Genomic DNA, 16,791 nt, shown 5'->3' on the forward strand with positions numbered 1-16,791 from the left:
GATGATGCAGCCACTCGCGGTCCTCGTCGTCGAAGTCGGGGCGCGTTGCAAGGATATGTGAAAAATCAGCCATATCCCTATCATACGCAGACGCACCGCCGCCGTCGCGGCAAGCCACACGGGCAAGTACGACGACTATGACGACATCGCATCTTCAATACCGCGCCAATCGCGTTGCACGGCTTCCCGCCCGTGGCCAAGGTGCCGGCATGTTGCTTATCGTACACGGCAAGCATCACGTACAGTTTGATATCCGAAGCCGCCACCATATTGCCGGCATTGCTGTGTCCATGGAACCCATCATCGCGTTTGCCTGCGCTTTGGCGTTGTCATCGCCATTGTCCTGGGCCGCAAGATAGACCGGCAGATAGAAATCGGCAGCCACGAATTGCTTGCCGGACTGCGACGTGGTCGCGATGGTGGCGTCCTCTGAGGAGTCGGCGGATGTTCCATCGATGACCATGGCGGAGACGGCCACATCGGAGGACGAGTATGAATCCGCGATGTCAGACAACTGGCTGGATGTGATCACCGGAGTGGAAGGCTTCGACTTCTCCGTCGAGCTTTTCTTGGACGAATCGTCGCTGTTCTTGTCTTTGGCGCTATCAGACGTGTTCTTCTTGGCCTTGGACTTGGCGTCAGAAGAATCCGTCGTGCCATCATCGGCGGAATCCAACGCATCGGCCCCGGTCGACTGTGCCGATGTTTGCGCCTGCGGCTGAGCTCCCCACAATCCCATGCTATGGGTGATGAACAAGCCGATGACTAACGCCACGACACAAATCAGCGCGATGAGCACAATCACCACCGCTTTGGTGTGATCGACGCCAGGACGCCCGGCGGGAGGTTCAGGAGAAGCAGGGGCCGCCGGATTGGCCTCGGGCTGCTCCAATGGGCTTCCGCACTGCGAACAGAAGGCATTTCCTTGCTCGTTGGCAAACCCACACTCCGTGCAATACACCATCGCCGAGCCCTTTATTGCTGCGACGTTCTCATCTTCGGATTCCATAGTATCGCCGCCATTGGGTGATAGTGTTCGTGCGAGTCGGTATTGACAAGCATAAAAGTTACGCTAACGTAGGTTACGGCAGCGTAAGAAGCGTATCGTCAACTCGTGAAACGGGGGCATCACCATGGCATCAACAACCGGCGACTCGGAAAAGACGATGCATCACGACGCTCATAACAGCGCGACGATTGCAGAGGATGCCACCATCGCATCCAAGCGTCAGGCGGCTATCGAGGCGCGCGAACAGGCGTTGCAGGCCAAGGCTGATGCCGTACGGGCCAAGGCCCAGTTCAAGGCCGAGGCCATTCGAGCCAAAGCCGAGGAGAAGGCCCGGCACAAGCTCGCCAAAGCGGAGAACCGTGCGCTGAAAATCGAGGGCATTGCCCCTGCGGAAGTGGAACGCAAGATTCGTCTCGACGTGCACGGACGGCCAAAGCCGTTGATGCGCGGCTGGATTCACGCGATTGCCGCTCCCCTGTCATTGGCGGCAGGCATCGTGCTTATATGCTTGGCACATGGCGCGAGTCTGAAGTGGGCGTGTGCCGTGTTCATGACAGCGTCGCTGATTCTGTTCACCAATTCGGCCTGCTACCATCTGGGCGATTGGAGCCCGCGCGTCACCGATGTGCTGCGGCGTATCGATCATGTCAACATCTTCCTGCTCATTGCCGGCACGTATACCCCGGTTTCGTTTGCGCTGGAACCGTTCTGGCGCAATGTGATCATCATATCGATGTGGGCGTGCACGGCCATCGCCATCGTGATTCATGTGATCTGGATCAATGCACCACGCTGGCTGTATACGGTGGTGTACATCATCTTCGGCATCTACGGCCTGGCTTATATGGTGATGTTCTGGAATTCGCCGTATGCGGGGCCAGCCGTGGTGGTGCTGCTGTGCGCCGGCGGTGCCTGCTACATCCTCGGCGCCATCGTCTACGCCTTGCGCAAGCCCGACCCTTGGCCTCGCGTCTTCGGATTCCATGAGATTTTCCACTGCGGAACGGTGGCCGGATATGCCTGCCATATGGTGGCCATCTACATGGTGATCGTCTCGCTGTGGCAATAAGCGCTACGACATATAAGTATGCCCCCGCCTACGGGGGCATACCAGTCACTTAACTCAGGCCAGCGGCTTGGCGGCCTTGACAGTCACGGACAGCTCGCGGCCGTTCGGTGCGGTGTAGGAAACGACGTCGCCCACCTTGGCGCCCTCGATGGCCTTGCCAATCGGGGAATCCGGGGTCATGATGTCGTAGTCGGTGCCGGCCACGATGTCACGGCTGCCGAGCACGTAGGTCATCTCGTTGCCGTTGAGCTCGATGGTCACCACAGAGCCCTCGCCCACGGTGCCTTCCGGAGCATTCTCGATGATCTTGGAATCGCGCAGCTTGACGGTGAGCTCGGTGATGCGGCCCTCGTTCTTGCTCTGCGCCTCACGGGCGGCCTGGTAGCCGCCGTTCTCGGACAAGTCGCCCTCGGCACGCGCCACGGCGATCTTGTGCGCGATTTCCTCACGCAGCTCACCTTCACGATGGGCGAGCTCTTCCTTCATCTTGTTGTATGCTTCCTGCGTCAGCAGGTAGACCTTGTCCTCAGCCATATCGTCCTCCTGAACCGTTGTCGATGCTGAAACAATCTTCGTTATTTATGACAAAACGCCGGCTATGACCCCGGCGTTCGTCATGTGCTGACCTATGGTCAGCGGGTGGAAATGATGTCGATGACGAACACCAGCGTGTCCTCGCCGCCGATGCCGGCCTGCGGGATGCCGCGGGAACCGTAGCCGTATTCCGGCGGAATGGAAACCACCAGACGCGAACCCACGTTATGGCCCGGCACAGTCTGGTCCCAGCCCTTGATGACCTGTCCCACGCCGATGCCGAAACTGGCGGGCTGATGACGGTCGAAGCTGGAGTCGAATGGGGTGTCCTTACCCCACACCACGCCGTGGTAGTTCACGGTGACGGTGTCGCCGCGACGCACGATCGGGCCGTCTCCCTCGGTCAGCTCCACAACCTTGAGGCCCTTCGGGGCTTCGGGCGTCGGGAACTCGATAACGGGCGTGGTGCCAAATTCGGCGTTCACCTGAGGCATCTGATCTGTCATTAGTCCTCCTTCAAAGACACAATGCGCCCTACCTTAGCACCATCGGCGAATCGGCGGTAGTCCTTCATCCCTGTGCGATACGACACGCTGGCCGTATACGTCAATTCCGGTCATCATGCTGGTGAATACCGGACATGTCAATCAGCATTCGACGACATTGACGGCAAGTCCACCCTTGGAGGTCTCCTTGTATTTGGCCATCATGTCTTCACCGGTCTGCTTCATGGTTTCGATGGCCTGATCAAGGGTCACGATGTGTGAGCCGTCGCCGAGCATGGCCATACGCACGGCGTTGATGGCGGTGTTGGCGGCCATGGCATTGCGCTCGATGCATGGAATCTGCACCAATCCGCCCACCGGATCGCAAGTCAGACCCAAGTTGTGTTCGATGCCGATCTCAGCAGCATTTTCCACCTGTTCCGGCGTGCCGCCTACGACTGCGGCAAGTCCGGCCGCCGCCATCGAACAGGCCGAGCCGACTTCGCCCTGGCAACCGACTTCCGCACCGGAAATTGAGGCGTTGCGTTTGAACAGGTATCCGATGGCACCGGCGGTCAGCAGAAACGTGACCACGCCCTGTTCATTAGCGTTGTCCACGAAATGCCAGTAATAGTGAAGCACGGCGGGAATGATGCCGGCGGAACCGTTGGTCGGAGCGGTTACGATGCGCCCGCCTCCGGCATTCTCCTCAGAGACGGCCAAGGCGAAGAGATCCACCCATGCGGCGTCGGAAGACTCGAGCACGGCGTCTTTGCGCCGGCTGTCGCGGCGCAGCACATCGGAATTCGAGGCGAGACGCCGATACATTTTCGGCGCGCGGCGGGGTACGTCAAGGCCACCGGGCAATGTGGGTTCCGCCGAGGTGCATCCGTGGTCCACACAGGCGCGCATAACACGCCAGATGGCATCAATATCGGATCGGACCTGGATGCCCGAGCGTGAAGCGGTTTCGTTGGCCCATACAAGTTCGGCGATGCTGAGATGATGTTCCCGGCATAACGACACCAGTTCAGTGCATGATGAGAACGGGTAGGGTGCCTCGACGCCGAAATCAGTGGATGATGACTCGTCCGCATCGGCAAAGGAGGCGCCTTCCGGAGGGCGTTCATGAATGCCGATCATCGGGTCTTCGGGAGCGCCTTTGCGCACGAATCCGCCGCCGATGGAATACCAGACCTGTTCGTCGACCAAGCTTGCGGCGGCGTCGAACGCCTGGAATCGCATGCCATTGGGGTGCGCGGCCATGCGCTTCCATTGTTCGAACACCACGTCACGGTCGTAGTCGAAATGGATGCGTTTGAGGCCGGCGAGGTTCAGAGTATCATCCAACGCGCAGATCTCGCGGATGTGCATCATGTGGTCGGTATCCACGGTGGCCGGCAGATTGCCTTCGAGCCCAGCCATCGCAGCACGATCGGTGCCGTGGCCGAGACCGGTCAGCGCCAGAGAACCATAGAGCGTGATTTTGACACGTGCGGTGCGATCGACCAAATGGTCGGCCTGCAACGAGGAGGCGAAAGCATGTGCCGCGACCATCGGGCCTACGGTGTGCGAGGATGAAGGTCCGACGCCGATGGTGAACATGTCAAGCACACTGAACATTTGGCTCCTTCTCCCCTGCTGGTTCGGCATGCCGGTGTTACCAGGCGTCATACCATCACGATATCGTATCCCAGCCCAGCGCCCGGAATCGCTTTCGCCTTGTGCGATGATGGCCGCGCGCGTCATGCCGGCGAGCGATAAGTCAGTCAGTGAGACAGTGCGGAGAACATCATGACCAGTACGATGATACCGATGATGGCCAATACGATCTGCACCACCATCAGCCCGATGGTCAGTCCCTTCTTGGTGGCGATTTTGGGCGCGTACGCCTGTGCCAACAGGAAGGCGATGAAGCCGAACACCGCGTAGTTGACGGTCAGGGCCATCACATCGCCGTTCGACAACACCACGCCGTTCAGCGGCTGGTTCAGCGTGTTCATCATCGCGCTCATCACGAACATGCCCCACACGCCGTAGCCGATTAATCCGACGACGCCGTACAGCCATGGCTTGAGTTTGTCGTTGGCACGCAGGGTCAGGGCTTCGGCACACCACAACAGGGCGAAGCCGACGATGTAGGTGAACGCCACGGCGATCAGTATCACGATAGTCGCCCATGGCAGGAGTGCGGCCACATTGCCGATCATGGACAGATAGAATCCCGAGCAGGCGATGGCACCAACGGTGAGTGCAGTGCCCGCAATGACGGCTTGGGCAAGCATGGTGGGCAGTGCGCCTTGTTCGACTCGTTCGACATCGGTCCAGCGTGAAGCCATGTGGATTCCTCGTTTCATCAGGTACATCGTCACAACGCCACATAGCCTAACGGCCTTTTGTTTCGGCCTTATAAGCTCTCCACATAGTGAGCTGCGAGCCCCCTCTGACGAGGGGGGCTGTCGGCGAAGCCGACTGGGGAGAGACCACGGCACAGCCGCAAAAACGGCATCGGCCACAGGCCGATTTCAAGGTGCCTCCGGTGGGACTCGAACCCACAAGCCGAAGCGATCGATTTTAAGTCGACTGCGTATACCATTTCGCCACGGAGGCCAACTTTTCTAGTATAAGCTATCTCCTGCCCTGAGCATTGCTTGCGGGTTGCTGCACTTCGTGCAGCCGTCGCGGCATAGCCGCTCCCCTCGCCTACAAACAGCCCACCGGGCTGTTTGCTTAACGGCTCAGCCCGCTGGAGGCACTTACCACTTACGCTATTGAGCCAGCAACCGGCGACCATAATCGAGCACAATGCCGTCCAGCAGACCGTGTTCGCTGGCAACGAACGAATCGATGGCTTCACCATGATCGGCCTTGGCGGCTTCGCTGACACGCGCCAGCACACGGCTCCAGACCACAGCGCCGCCGCCGACCACATCGATACGGCCGGGGTGGATGGTCTTGTATTCGCGGCGCTCGGCGCGCGTCATCCTAAGGAACTTGTCGTCCACGGCATAGGCGTCTTCAAGGCTCAGCCGATGCCCGTCGACCACGGTGTGATCATATTCCTTCAATCCCATGGCCAAGGCGGTCATCGTGGTCACCGTGCCGGACACGCCAATGATGGTACGGGCCTTGCCTGCGTCCACGGTGCGGAAGGCCTCATCGATATGTTCATCGACGTCCACAACGGCCTCATCGATCTGTGTCTGGGTCGGCGGATCATTGGTCAGATGACGTTCGGTCATGCGCACGGAACCGATGTTCATGGAAAACGCGCCCTGAACCTGGGTAGTGGGCGCACTGACGCCGTCGCCACCGATGACCAGCTCGGTGGACCCGCCGCCGAGATCAACCACCAGATAGGGGGCGGGCAGATCGTCGCGATTGACCACGGAAGTGGCACCAAGGAAGCTCAGGTCGGCTTCTTCGGTGCCGGGAATGACTTCGGGGCGCACGCCGAGGATACGTTCGATCTCATCCTCGAACTCCTCACGGTTTTCCGCGTCACGAGTTGCAGAGGTGGCAACGAAACGCAGGCCGTCGATGGGATGTTCGGCAATCACACCGGCGAATTCCCGAGCGGCCACATAGGCGCGTTCCAACGCTTCGTCGGCAAAACGATGGGTCTTGTCCACATCTTGGCCGAGACGGATCACACGCAGGATGCGCGGCACCACCTCATGCATGCCATCGGCATCGACACGTGCGATTTTCAGTCGAATGGAGTTCGTGCCGCAATCAATGCCGGCGACGGTTACGGATTCCTTGCTCATTGCCTTCTCCTCGTATCCCTTAGTGCGTATGAATGGACTGTTCGCGCTGGCTCATCTGTTGATCAATCGTCCAGCGTGCAGCGGCAGACGGTCGGATCGAATTCGTCTTTGACGCGTTCCAGTACCAAATCGCCAATGGGGTTGACGCCCGGCCCCATAACCAAGGACTGGGCCAGCAGGGCATGCAGGCACTTGACGCGCACCGGCATGCCGCCGGCCGAAGTGCCTTCAATATGCTCCTCACTGTCGCCAAGACGTCCTGCCAGTTCGTGGCGGAATGCCAGATACAGGTTATGGGCCTGCTCATATGCGGCCTTGAGCTCCTCGTCCAAGGCCAACATGTCGTTGTATTGCTGCATCACGCCGGCGGCCTCGACATGGGAGGCGGCCTTGACGGCTTCCGGACCGGTCAGATAGCACGTGGTGGGGAAAGGGATTCCGCCGGGCAACACCGGACGGGTGATTACGGCAAGTGGCCTACCGCAGACGCATCGCGCCCCCACGGCGACCATGCCGCGCGGGTATCGGCCGAGCTGACGCTGCACCAGGTCGATGTCATGATCGTTGGCGGGCTCGGCAAGCACGGTATCGACAAGGGCCTTGGCCTTGGCGGCGATATCGATGGTCACTGTTGGGTTCCCTCCCCTGTGTTCTGTTGGGTATTCTGTTGGGTGTTCTGATCGGATTGGGTGTTCTGGTCTGACTTATCGGACCGCTTGGATGAGTCGTTGGATGACGAGTCAGAGGAACCGGAAATATCGGATTTGCCGGACTCGCTATCGGTCACAGGCTCATCGGCCTTTTTGAGCGAGTAAGACAGTTCGCTGTACCATGGCAGGACTTTTTTGTTGCTGCTACTGGAATCTTCCGTTTTCTGGGATTCGCTATCGGAGCCGGTCACGGCTTCGGGATGAAGCACACGCACGGCCTGTTCGCCGGGGAATACGAAGCCGAGGCGTTCACGGGCCTGGGCGGTGATGTAGGCCTTGTCATCCCAACGCTTGATGTCGTTTTCCAACTCCTGCTTTTGGGCAATCAGCGAAGCCTCCTCACGCTTGAGACCATTGAGTTCGGCCAGGTTCAGGGCATAGGTGTGGAAGGTGGAGACCAGCTGGATGGTGCCAAGGGCGATAATGAACAGGGAGACGAAGAACGCTATAGGCCCCGCCGACCCTTTTTTCCTAACTCGTGCTTTGCCGGTTTTGCCAGGTTTGCCGGTACGGGACGACTTGCTCATGTCACACGAAAATACCCGCCGCATTCGACTTGACGAATACGACGGGTATCGAGCTTCAGTGGAAACTCACGCCTTTACGGGCGTTTCAGCTCACTTGGCCAGGTACTTCTTGCAGGCCTTGAAGGCGCTGTAGCCGGCGTACTGAGCGGTGGAGCCGAGCTCCTCCTCGATCTCGAGCAGGCGGTTGTACTTGGCAATACGCTCGCCACGAGCCGGAGCACCGGTCTTGATCTGGCCGGTGTTCTTTGCCACAGCCAGGTCGGAGATGGTGGTGTCCGGGGTCTCGCCGGAGCGGTGGGAAACCATGGAGGTGTAGCCGTTGGCGGTGGCCAGCTCGATGGCGTCGAGGGTCTCAGTGACGGAACCGATCTGGTTCAGCTTGACCAGCAGGGAGTTGGCGGCGCCGAGGTCGATGGCCTTCTGCAGACGAGCCGGGTTGGTGACCAGCAGGTCGTCGCCGACGAACTGCAGACGATCGCCGAGGCGAGCGGTGATGGCAGCCCAGTCTTCCCAGCCTTCCTCGTTGAACGGGTCCTCGATGGAGACGATCGGGTACTCGTTGATGAGGTTCTCGTAGTAGTCGAGCATGTAGGCGGAGTCACGCTCTTCACCGTCGAAGCGGTACTTGCCGGTCTCCTTGTTGTAGAACTCGGAGGAGGCGACATCCAGGCAGATGCCGATCTGCTTGCCAGGCTCGTAGCCGGCGGCGGAGATGGCGTCCATGATGTACTTGAGGGAGTCCTCGTTGGACTTCATCTTCGGGGCGAAGCCGCCCTCGTCGCCGAGGCCGGTGTTCAGGCCTTCCTTCTTCAGGACGTTCTTCAGGGTGTGGTAGACCTCAACGCCAGCGCGCAGAGCCTCGGAGTAGGTGTCGAAGCCGTACGGGGAGATCATGTACTCCTGAATGTCGGTGGCGAAGTCAGCGTGAGCGCCACCGTTCATGATGTTCATGTTCGGGACCGGCAGGATGTGGCCGTTGGTGCCGCCGATGTAGCGGTACAGCGGCAGGCCGGCGGACTCGGCGGAAGCGTACAGAGCAGCCAGGGAGACGCCCAGGATGGCGTTGGCGCCCAGCTTGCCCTTGTTCGGGGTGCCGTCGAGCTCGATCATCAGGTCGTCCAGAGCGCGCTGGTCAGCAGCGTCCATGCCGATGACCTTCGGAGCGATGACCTCGTTCACGGCCTTGACCGCGTTAAGAACACCCTTGCCGCCGTAGACGGACTTGTCGCCATCGCGACGCTCCCAAGCCTCGGCCTCACCGGTGGAGGCGCCGGACGGGACCAGGCCCAGGCCCTGGGCGCCGTCTTCGGTGTCCAGAACGACCTGAACGGTCGGGTTGCCGCGGGAATCGAGAATCTGACGCGCGTACACGCTTTCAATTACTGCCACAACTACTCCTTAAAACGGTTGTGTATCTTGAATGACATTCTTAAGAGTAGTGCGATTTGTGGACGTTGTGAACAACACGCCCAAAATTTAGCGTTAGCGCTCACAATGCCAGTGTGCCGCCTGATTGCAAGGCAGTACGGACGAAATCGCTCAGTCAACGTCCTTGCCATTGAGGTAGCCGATCTCACTGTCGGACAATTTCAGTTCGCTGGCTTTGAACGAGTCCTGAATCTCCTGCGGGTTTCTGGCCGAGGGAATCGTGAACAGATATTGGTATTGCGCAAGTTCCCACGCGAGCGTGACGCGCTGGTAGGAGCAGTCGTGAATCTTGGCGACTTCGCGGAACCGGTCGAACAGATGCTCGTTGAACGGGTCGAGGAATCCGCCGAGTGGCGACCAGCAGACAAAAGCCAAACCGAGCTTTTCGCAGGTTTCCAACGTGTGTTCAGGGTCGCGGTGGACCGGGGAGAACTGGTTCTGGACGGCCACGAGACGATCGCCCAAAATATTGCGGGCGGTTTCGATGTCCGCGTTGTCGATTCTGGAGATGCCGACAGCTTTGGCCACACCTTCGTCCACGAGCTGCTTGAGTGCGCCCATCTGGTCTTCGTACGGCACCTGCGGATCATTGCAGTGCGAGTAGAGCAAATCGAGCGTGTCGACACCGAGGCGGCTGGCGGATTCCTTGGCATTGGCGATCATGGTTTCGGGTCGGGCATCGGCCTGCCAGCCGTAGTTGCCGCTGCCGTCAAGCGTACGCAGCCAACCGGTTTTGGTGGCCACGAGCACCTGTTCTCTCGGCCCATGCCACGAGTGCAGAGCATCGCGGACCAGATATTCGCCATAGCCCATATCCTCCGGCTCGCCGGTTCCGGGTGCGCTGGGCAGATAATAAGACCAAGCCGTGTCCAAATAACGGACTCCGGCATCGAGCGCGGCATGGATGGTCTCGATCGCCTGATCACGGTTGGAGGGGCGCCCCTCGATGGCGAGCGCCATCGTGCCCATGCCGAGGCGGGGAATCTCATAGCCGGCAAGTGTTGCCGCGTGTTGGTTTTTCATCGTTGTGGCCTCCATGCCAAGTCATCGAGGAGTTGGTTAGTCCAGAGGACTACCTGGTCGGAGCTCATGGGGCCTTGGCCCAGGGAGCCGGTGAACGGGGTGGGTACGATGAGCTGGTGGGTGACCGGGCGGTATTGGGCGCCTTTGTAAATACGGCCCATACGCATCTGGATGGATTCGGGCGGGTCGATACGGCCGATGCGCACGCGGTTGGATTGCGCGAGAATCTCCGAAATGCCGAGCTTGCGGGCCTTGAACTTCAGACGGGCCACGTCGAACAGGGTCTCGAATTCGACCGGCGGCTTGCCGTAACGGTCGGTAAGCTCCTCTTCCAGATCCTTCAAATCGGCCTCGTTGCGAGCGGAGGCGAGCTTGCGGTACGCTTCCAGACGCAGCTTGTCCGAATCGATGTACTCGATCGGAATCGACGCTTCGATGGGCAGGTCGATGGACACGGCCACCGGCTCGACGTTCTCTTCGGGCTCCTTGTACTTCTCCACGGCTTCGGACACCATGCGTACGTACAGGTCGAAGCCCACGCCCTCGATATGGCCGGACTGCTCGTCGCCCAGAAGGTTACCGGTGCCGCGCAATTCCAAGTCCTTCATGGCCACATCGAAACCGGAGCCGAGCGCCGTGTTCTGCGCGATGGTGGCGAGCCGGTCATGGGACTGCTCGGTCATCGGCTTGGACGGGTCGTACAGGAAGTAAGCGTACGCGCGCTCGCGGCCGCGACCGACGCGGCCGCGCAGCTGATGGAGCTGGCTCAGGCCGAAACGGTCGGCATGGTCGACGATCAGCGTGTTCGCATTGGAGATATCGAGACCGGTCTCGATGATCGTGGTGCACACGAGCACGTCGATGTCGCGATGCCAGAAGTCGCGGATGATCTGGTCGAGCTGCTTCTCCCCCATCTTGCCGTGGGCGATGCCGACGTGCGCCTCGGGCACCAGCGTGTGGATCTTGTCGGCGATGGACGAGATATCCTGCACACGATTGTGGACATAGAACACCTGGCCGCCTCGCAGCAGTTCGCGGCGTACGGCTGCGGTGGCCTGCGCATCCTCGTAGGCGCCCACATAGGTCAGCACCGGCAACCGGTCTTCGGGCGGGGTGGCAAGCGTGGACATCTCGCGAATGCCGGTCACGGCCATCTCCAGCGTACGCGGGATAGGCGTGGCAGACAGGGACAGCACGTCCACGTTGGTGCGCAGGGCTTTCAGCGTCTCCTTGTGTTCCACGCCGAAACGCTGCTCCTCATCGATGATGACGAGTCCCAGATCCTTGAACTTGATTTTCGGGTTCAGCAGCTTGTGCGTGCCGATGACCACGTCCACCGTGCCGGTTTCCAGACCCTCGATGGTCTCGTTGATCTCTTTGGTGGTCTGGAATCGGCTCATGGCCGCCACATTGACCGGGAAACCCTCGAATCGTTCGCTGAACGTCTCGTAATGCTGCTGGACAAGCAGCGTGGTGGGCACGAGCACGGCCACCTGCTTGCCGTCCTGCACGGCCTTGAAGGCGGCACGCAGTGCGATTTCGGTTTTGCCGAAGCCCACGTCGCCACAGATGAGGCGGTCCATCGGCACGGGCTTCTCCATGTCGGATTTGACCTCGTCGATGGTGGTGAGCTGGTCGGCGGTTTCCTGATAGGGGAAGGCATCTTCCAGTTCCTTCTGCCATGGGGTGTCCGGGCTGAACGCGAAGCCCCTGGCGCGCTGGCGGGCGGAGTACAGCTTGATCAGGTCGTCGGCGATCTCGTGGACGTGTTTGCGGGCCTTGGCCTTGGTGGCCGCCCAGTCGGAGCCGCCGAGCTTGTTGAGCTTGGGGGCTTCGGCACCGATGTATTTGCTGACCTGGTCGAGCTGGTCGGTGGGGATGAACAGTTTGTCCGCCGGGGCGCCGCGCTTGGAAGGCGCATATTCGATGACCAGGTATTCGCGAGTGGTTTTGTTGGCGCCGGTGCCGATGGTGCGCTGGCGCATTTCGATGAACCGGCCAATGCCGTGCTGCTCGTGCACCACGTAATCGCCTTTTTTGAGTTCCACCAAGTCGATGGCCTTGCGCCGGCGTTTCGGCGTTTTGGCCACGGCCACGGCCGAAGTGCGGCCGGTCAGGTCGCGTTCGGTGAGCAGGGCGATTTTGGCGGCTTTGTCCACGAAGCCGTCGATGGCCTGAGAGCGGATGACGTCGAAATTGGCGATACCGGTAGTGTTGATCGCGCGCTTGAGTCTGGCCAAGGTGCCGGCCGCAGCGGCGGTGATGGTGACGTGGAAGCCGGCATCGAGCAGGCCTTCGATGCCTTGGGAGGCCTTGGCCTCATCCCCGCGGAATTCGGCCGGGTTCTGGGCGTCGAGCTGCACATGGCCGGTCAACGTGGTGTCCACGCCGAAACTGGTGAGGCGAATCACCGGATGTTCGGAGTATTCGAGGGAGCTGATGGTTTCCTCATAGTCGAGGAAGCTGGCTTCGTCGAAGCTGATGGGCGCGCCGGAGCCGTGGCCGGAGGCGGCCACATGCCAGCTGGCGGCCAGGAACTCGTTCGCGGTTTTTGCCAAGTCTTCGGCGGAACGGCGCAGTTTCTCCGGGTCGCTCAGGAGGATCACGGCGTGCTTGGGCAACATGGAGCCCACCGGTTCCAGATGGTCCACGAGCGCGGGCATCAGGGATTCCATGCCTTCGACCGGAATGGCGTTGGCGATGGATTCGAGCATGTCCTCAGCATTGGGAATCGAACCGACCAAGGCTTTGGCGCGGGCGCGCACGGCGTCGGTCAGCTGCAGTTCACGGCATGCGGTGGCCCAGATGGTCTTGAGGCCGTCGCCGTAGGTACGCTGGTCGGAGGCGTGGAATTCCTTGATGGTGTCAATTTCGTCGCCGAAGAATTCGATACGCACCGGGTGCGGTGCGGTGGGCGGGAACACGTCGAGGATGCCTCCGCGCACCGCGAACTCGCCACGGTCCATGACCAGGTCCACGCGCGTGTAGGCGTTTTCGATCAGACGTTTGGCGGCTTCGTCGAGGGGCAGGTCCTCCCCCACGGTGAACACGAGCGGCTCGACGTCGCCCAGTCCTTGGACGACCGGCTGGATGAGCGAGCGGATCGGCATGACGAGAATGCGAATCGGGCCGAACATCGGATCGGTATCGCTCGGATGCTTGAGTCTGCGGAACACGGCCATGCGGCTGGCCACGGTGTCCGCGCGCGGGCTCAGACGCTCGTGCGGCAGGGTTTCCCAGGCTTCGAGCTGGGCGATGTCGTCCGGGTCGCCGTCATACCAGGAGCGCAGCGAGCCCACGGTCTCTTCGGCTTCGCGGCCGGAGGCCACGACCAGCACGACCGGCTTGCCGGGTTTGCCGGTCACACCCTGCCCGATGGCGGCGGCCAAAGCCGGGCGCAAGCCTTCGGAAACACCGGCCAGAACGGAATTGTCGATGTCGTCCGAAACCTCGATGTCACCAGTGGCGAGTCTAAGGAAGGTCTTGTCCTGTTCCAGCTCAGACAGGATGCCTACCAGTGAGCCGTTGATCAGGTCCGGGTGCGTCGCCTCACCGGCCATTGAACTTCTCCTGGGTCTTGGCAAGACCGCGGAAGATGATGTCCTCGGCGGCGTCGGCGCCGTCAGCCAGGAATTCGGGCAGCTGCTTGCGCTGGTCCGGACCGAATCCGCCCAGCACCCAGTTCACCGTGTTGTCATGCGCGTTCGCACCGCGCTTGGAGTGACCGACGCCCATGCGCACACGCGCGTATTTCGGCGTGCCGAGGGAACGGTCAATCGACTTGATGCCATTGTGGCCCCCTGCGGAGCCGCCTGCCTTGACCTTGATACGACCGAATTCCAAGTCCATGTCATCGTGAATCACCACGATATGGTCGGGCTCGATCTGGTAATAGGCGCTAATGGAAGCCACCGCATTGCCGGAATCATTCATATAAGTCAGCGGCTTGGCCAGAAAGAACTTGACGGTGCGGCCGTCCAGGTTCATCACGCTTTTACCGAGCATGGCCAAGCCCTTGTGATCGGCGAAGTTCACCGTCCAACGTTCGGCGAGCACGTCGGCGGTCATGAAGCCCATGTTGTGCCGCGTGTCCTCATATTTTTTGCCGGGGTTGCCCAGTCCCGCAATCAGCCAGAAATCCGATGCCATAATCCACTCCTCGTCCGTCTTCCTATATTCCCGTATGCACGTTCTGTACGTTCCGTACGTCATGCGCGCGTTCGCCTCGCGCACTGGCCCATGCCCGGCCGGATTCAACCGTCAAGATTGTACTCAACGCCGCCGTCAAGCCTTGGAATCGGCAAGCAGCAGGGCACGGCATTGCTCGGCATCCATCGATCGGACCGATGAATGGTGAAACGCTTCGACGTCACGAGTCACGATGACGTCGGCGTCATTGTCCTCGGCAACGGCACGGATGAGCCCGTCCTCGAAGTCGGGCTCATCGGACCGGTACGACATACACGCATGGCGTTCCATAAGTGGACGGATGTCGAACAATTCCATCAGCCCACCGATATCGTCTCGCGCCGCCCGCTCCTCGCCATAATGCTTGCGCAACACGCAATACACGTCATTCAATGACGATACCGGCGCCATGATCTCAATGTTTGGCCGTGCAACGGCTTCCATGAGCAAATCAACACATTGTTTATGGAAAGGCGCTCGTTTGTCATTGCACAAATCGAGCAGAATATTCGTGTCAAACAGCAGTTTCATCCCGTCCCCCAAATCGTTCCATACGTGCCTGCGCGAGAATCTCCTCATCCGAAAGATCGCCTTCCGCCTCCGGCAAATTCCGGTCGGCGAAACGTTGAATCAACTCCTGCTTTTTCCTACGCTCCCGCTCCTGAATCAGGGAGAGCGTCAGACGCTCGAATTCCGGCAGTTCCCCCGTATCCGCAAGGTAGTCGGTCAGATCACGAATCAGGGCCGCCGAGGATATTGCCGAGCGTGGCTGCGGACAGGTTATAGAGGATGCCCGACACGTCGAGCGCCGCGACGCCCGCCGCGTCGGCGCCGAAACCAAACGTTTTGGCGACCAGGCCCATCGGCAGGAAGAACATGTTGGCCACGCAGTGTTCGAAGCCCATCGCCACGAATCCGGCGATCGGCAGCAGGATGCCCGGCACCTTGTCGGATACGGAGCGCGCGGCGAATCCGATGCGCACGGCCAGGCAGACGAGCACGTTGCACAGGATGCCGCACACGAACAGCGTGTCCCAGCTTGGCGTCACTTTAACATCAACTCCGGTTGGAAAAAATCTCAGTATGTAGCATTCGGTTCTCAAATAGGAGAAACATGCAGCGGCAATCAACAACTTGTCGTTTACGACGCCAAGCAAGGGAAACAGCTCAGACAGATGACGCTTCCCTGCAATCGGATGACATATTGCGGGACGGCAGCGGATTTTGGGCGTTCTTGGCGTGGCATCCCGCAAGCGTTATCGCACGTTATCTGCACCGAATCATAAGAATGGCAGAATTCCAATGATTTCGCAGGAAGAGTTGCGGGACGCGAGCTATGTGCATCGTTTGACGTGTGTGGCATCCCACGTGATTGCGGGATACCACGTCAAAACGGACGAAAATCGCGTGCCGTCCCGTAGTTTGCCGTTATCTGGGATAAGCGCGTCCGATATATGGCGTTCGAGGAAAAGAGCTGATCCGATACAACTTTTTAGTGTTATAGGACACCGGAATCCATGGAGAGCAAGGGTAAACCGCCTCGGGCCTACAGGTCCAAATACCAGTAGGACATGTCCCGCATGGTGCCGGTGGAGTCGGTGGCAGCGGCGGGCATGAGGCCGAATTGGGTGAAGCCGAAGCGGCGCATGAGGGCAATGGAGCCGACGTTATCGGCGAAAATGATGCCACAGGCCTTGCGCATGTGGCGGGCCCGCGCCTCGGTGAGCAGCCTGTCAAGCATGAACGTGCCCACTCCCCTGCCTTGCCATGCCGGATCGATGTAATAGGCCAAATCGGTGACGCCGTCATACCCGGCACGATCGTAGAACACGGAGAGCGTACCGAAGCCGATGATTGAACCGTCTTCCGATTCCACAACAAAAACGCCGTAGGGCGGCGTATGGGATTCGACCCAGGCGCGGCGTTGGTCGAGGGTGCGCGGGGTGAGGTCGGCGGTGGCCCCACCCGCCACCACCGCAGCGTTGTAGATGTCGGTGATGGCTTGGATGTCGGATTCGACGGCCGGATGGAAGGTGTATGGCATGAAG

The 16,791-nt window shown here is 60.1% G+C and carries 16 protein-coding genes and 1 tRNA gene; 1 reads left to right on the plus strand and 16 read right to left on the minus strand.

Features of this window, described 5'->3' with window-relative positions:
• Window positions 1-235: 235 nt before the first annotated feature.
• The gene (locus Q5H31_RS05740; RefSeq protein WP_007053577.1) at window positions 236-1,009 is read right to left on the minus strand and encodes a zinc-ribbon domain-containing protein; all 774 of its coding nucleotides are present in this window, start codon (window positions 1,007-1,009) and stop codon (window positions 236-238) included.
• A gap of 124 nt (window positions 1,010-1,133) precedes the next feature.
• Between Q5H31_RS05740 and Q5H31_RS05745 the strand changes: the two genes are divergently transcribed.
• On the plus strand, window positions 1,134-2,078 hold the full coding sequence (locus Q5H31_RS05745) for a hemolysin III family protein (protein ID WP_007053578.1): 945 nt from the start codon (window positions 1,134-1,136) through the stop codon (window positions 2,076-2,078).
• A 54-nt stretch (window positions 2,079-2,132) separates the two neighbouring features.
• On the opposite strand, the gene Q5H31_RS05750 is transcribed toward Q5H31_RS05745, so the two are convergent.
• From Q5H31_RS05750 to Q5H31_RS05820, 15 genes are all read right to left on the minus strand, one after another.
• On the minus strand, window positions 2,133-2,612 hold the full coding sequence (locus tag Q5H31_RS05750) for a transcription elongation factor GreA (RefSeq protein WP_007055115.1): 480 nt from the start codon (window positions 2,610-2,612) through the stop codon (window positions 2,133-2,135).
• A gap of 98 nt (window positions 2,613-2,710) precedes the next feature.
• Window positions 2,711-3,118 carry an FKBP-type peptidyl-prolyl cis-trans isomerase gene (locus Q5H31_RS05755; protein WP_007051894.1) on the minus strand — a complete coding sequence of 136 codons (408 nt, stop codon included), beginning with the start codon at window positions 3,116-3,118 and terminating at the stop codon, window positions 2,711-2,713.
• Between the two features lie 141 nt (window positions 3,119-3,259).
• The gene (locus Q5H31_RS05760; RefSeq protein ID WP_007051893.1) at window positions 3,260-4,720 is read right to left on the minus strand and encodes an L-serine ammonia-lyase; all 1,461 of its coding nucleotides are present in this window, start codon (window positions 4,718-4,720) and stop codon (window positions 3,260-3,262) included.
• Window positions 4,721-4,866: 146 nt separating this feature from the next.
• On the minus strand, window positions 4,867-5,436 hold the full coding sequence (locus Q5H31_RS05765) for a hypothetical protein (RefSeq protein ID WP_007055112.1): 570 nt from the start codon (window positions 5,434-5,436) through the stop codon (window positions 4,867-4,869).
• 192 nt (window positions 5,437-5,628) lie between these two features.
• A tRNA-Leu gene (locus Q5H31_RS05770) sits at window positions 5,629-5,707 on the minus strand.
• Window positions 5,708-5,865: 158 nt separating this feature from the next.
• The gene (locus Q5H31_RS05775; protein ID WP_007053582.1) at window positions 5,866-6,867 is read right to left on the minus strand and encodes a Ppx/GppA phosphatase family protein; all 1,002 of its coding nucleotides are present in this window, start codon (window positions 6,865-6,867) and stop codon (window positions 5,866-5,868) included.
• 62 nt (window positions 6,868-6,929) lie between these two features.
• Window positions 6,930-7,496: a DUF501 domain-containing protein gene (locus Q5H31_RS05780; RefSeq protein ID WP_007053583.1), complete on the minus strand. Its 567-nt coding sequence runs from the start codon at window positions 7,494-7,496 to the stop codon at window positions 6,930-6,932.
• The gene (locus Q5H31_RS05785) at window positions 7,493-8,104 is read right to left on the minus strand and encodes a septum formation initiator family protein (RefSeq protein ID WP_008782788.1); all 612 of its coding nucleotides are present in this window, start codon (window positions 8,102-8,104) and stop codon (window positions 7,493-7,495) included. Before Q5H31_RS05785 ends, Q5H31_RS05780 begins: the two co-directional genes overlap by 4 nt.
• Before the next feature lie 90 nt (window positions 8,105-8,194).
• A complete protein-coding gene (gene eno / locus Q5H31_RS05790; protein WP_302457585.1) occupies window positions 8,195-9,493 on the minus strand; it encodes a phosphopyruvate hydratase in 1,299 nt (432 codons plus the stop codon).
• A gap of 150 nt (window positions 9,494-9,643) precedes the next feature.
• A complete protein-coding gene (locus Q5H31_RS05795) occupies window positions 9,644-10,555 on the minus strand; it encodes an aldo/keto reductase (protein ID WP_302457586.1) in 912 nt (303 codons plus the stop codon).
• Window positions 10,552-14,115: a transcription-repair coupling factor gene (mfd, locus tag Q5H31_RS05800; protein ID WP_302457587.1), complete on the minus strand. Its 3,564-nt coding sequence runs from the start codon at window positions 14,113-14,115 to the stop codon at window positions 10,552-10,554. Before mfd ends, Q5H31_RS05795 begins: the two co-directional genes overlap by 4 nt.
• Window positions 14,105-14,704, minus strand: coding sequence for an aminoacyl-tRNA hydrolase (gene pth / locus Q5H31_RS05805; RefSeq protein WP_032683753.1), 600 nt, complete (start codon window positions 14,702-14,704; stop codon window positions 14,105-14,107). The genes mfd and pth overlap by 11 nt, the downstream gene beginning before the upstream one ends.
• Before the next feature lie 135 nt (window positions 14,705-14,839).
• Window positions 14,840-15,286 (minus strand): PIN domain-containing protein, encoded by a 447-nt coding sequence (locus Q5H31_RS05810; RefSeq protein WP_302457588.1) that lies wholly within the window; start codon window positions 15,284-15,286, stop codon window positions 14,840-14,842.
• Window positions 15,287-15,474: 188 nt separating this feature from the next.
• Window positions 15,475-15,996: a formate/nitrite transporter family protein gene (locus Q5H31_RS05815; RefSeq protein ID WP_368043767.1), complete on the minus strand. Its 522-nt coding sequence runs from the start codon at window positions 15,994-15,996 to the stop codon at window positions 15,475-15,477.
• Between the two features lie 293 nt (window positions 15,997-16,289).
• Entirely contained in the window at window positions 16,290-16,787 is a 498-nt protein-coding gene (locus Q5H31_RS05820; protein WP_302457589.1) for a GNAT family N-acetyltransferase, read from the minus strand.
• Window positions 16,788-16,791 lie beyond the last annotated feature (4 nt).

This window comes from uncultured Bifidobacterium sp. (genome assembly GCF_959020155.1).
Taxonomy (GTDB): domain Bacteria; phylum Actinomycetota; class Actinomycetes; order Actinomycetales; family Bifidobacteriaceae; genus Bifidobacterium.

What these genes read in the sequence shown, in the direction of transcription:
- Q5H31_RS05740 (WP_007053577.1), bottom strand. Translation starts at nt 1,009, where the DNA reads ATGGAATCCGAAGATGAGAACGTCGCAGCAATAAAGGGCTCGGCGATG.
- Q5H31_RS05745 (WP_007053578.1), top strand. Translation starts at nt 1,134, where the DNA reads ATGGCATCAACAACCGGCGACTCGGAAAAGACGATGCATCACGACGCT.
- Q5H31_RS05750 (WP_007055115.1), bottom strand. Translation starts at nt 2,612, where the DNA reads ATGGCTGAGGACAAGGTCTACCTGCTGACGCAGGAAGCATACAACAAG.
- Q5H31_RS05755 (WP_007051894.1), bottom strand. Translation starts at nt 3,118, where the DNA reads ATGACAGATCAGATGCCTCAGGTGAACGCCGAATTTGGCACCACGCCC.
- Q5H31_RS05760 (WP_007051893.1), bottom strand. Translation starts at nt 4,720, where the DNA reads ATGTTCAGTGTGCTTGACATGTTCACCATCGGCGTCGGACCTTCATCC.
- Q5H31_RS05765 (WP_007055112.1), bottom strand. Translation starts at nt 5,436, where the DNA reads ATGGCTTCACGCTGGACCGATGTCGAACGAGTCGAACAAGGCGCACTG.
- Q5H31_RS05775 (WP_007053582.1), bottom strand. Translation starts at nt 6,867, where the DNA reads ATGAGCAAGGAATCCGTAACCGTCGCCGGCATTGATTGCGGCACGAAC.
- Q5H31_RS05785 (WP_008782788.1), bottom strand. Translation starts at nt 8,104, where the DNA reads ATGAGCAAGTCGTCCCGTACCGGCAAACCTGGCAAAACCGGCAAAGCA.
- Q5H31_RS05795 (WP_302457586.1), bottom strand. Translation starts at nt 10,555, where the DNA reads ATGAAAAACCAACACGCGGCAACACTTGCCGGCTATGAGATTCCCCGC.
- mfd (WP_302457587.1), bottom strand. Translation starts at nt 14,115, where the DNA reads ATGGCCGGTGAGGCGACGCACCCGGACCTGATCAACGGCTCACTGGTA.
- pth (WP_032683753.1), bottom strand. Translation starts at nt 14,704, where the DNA reads ATGGCATCGGATTTCTGGCTGATTGCGGGACTGGGCAACCCCGGCAAA.
- Q5H31_RS05820 (WP_302457589.1), bottom strand. Translation starts at nt 16,787, where the DNA reads ATGCCATACACCTTCCATCCGGCCGTCGAATCCGACATCCAAGCCATC.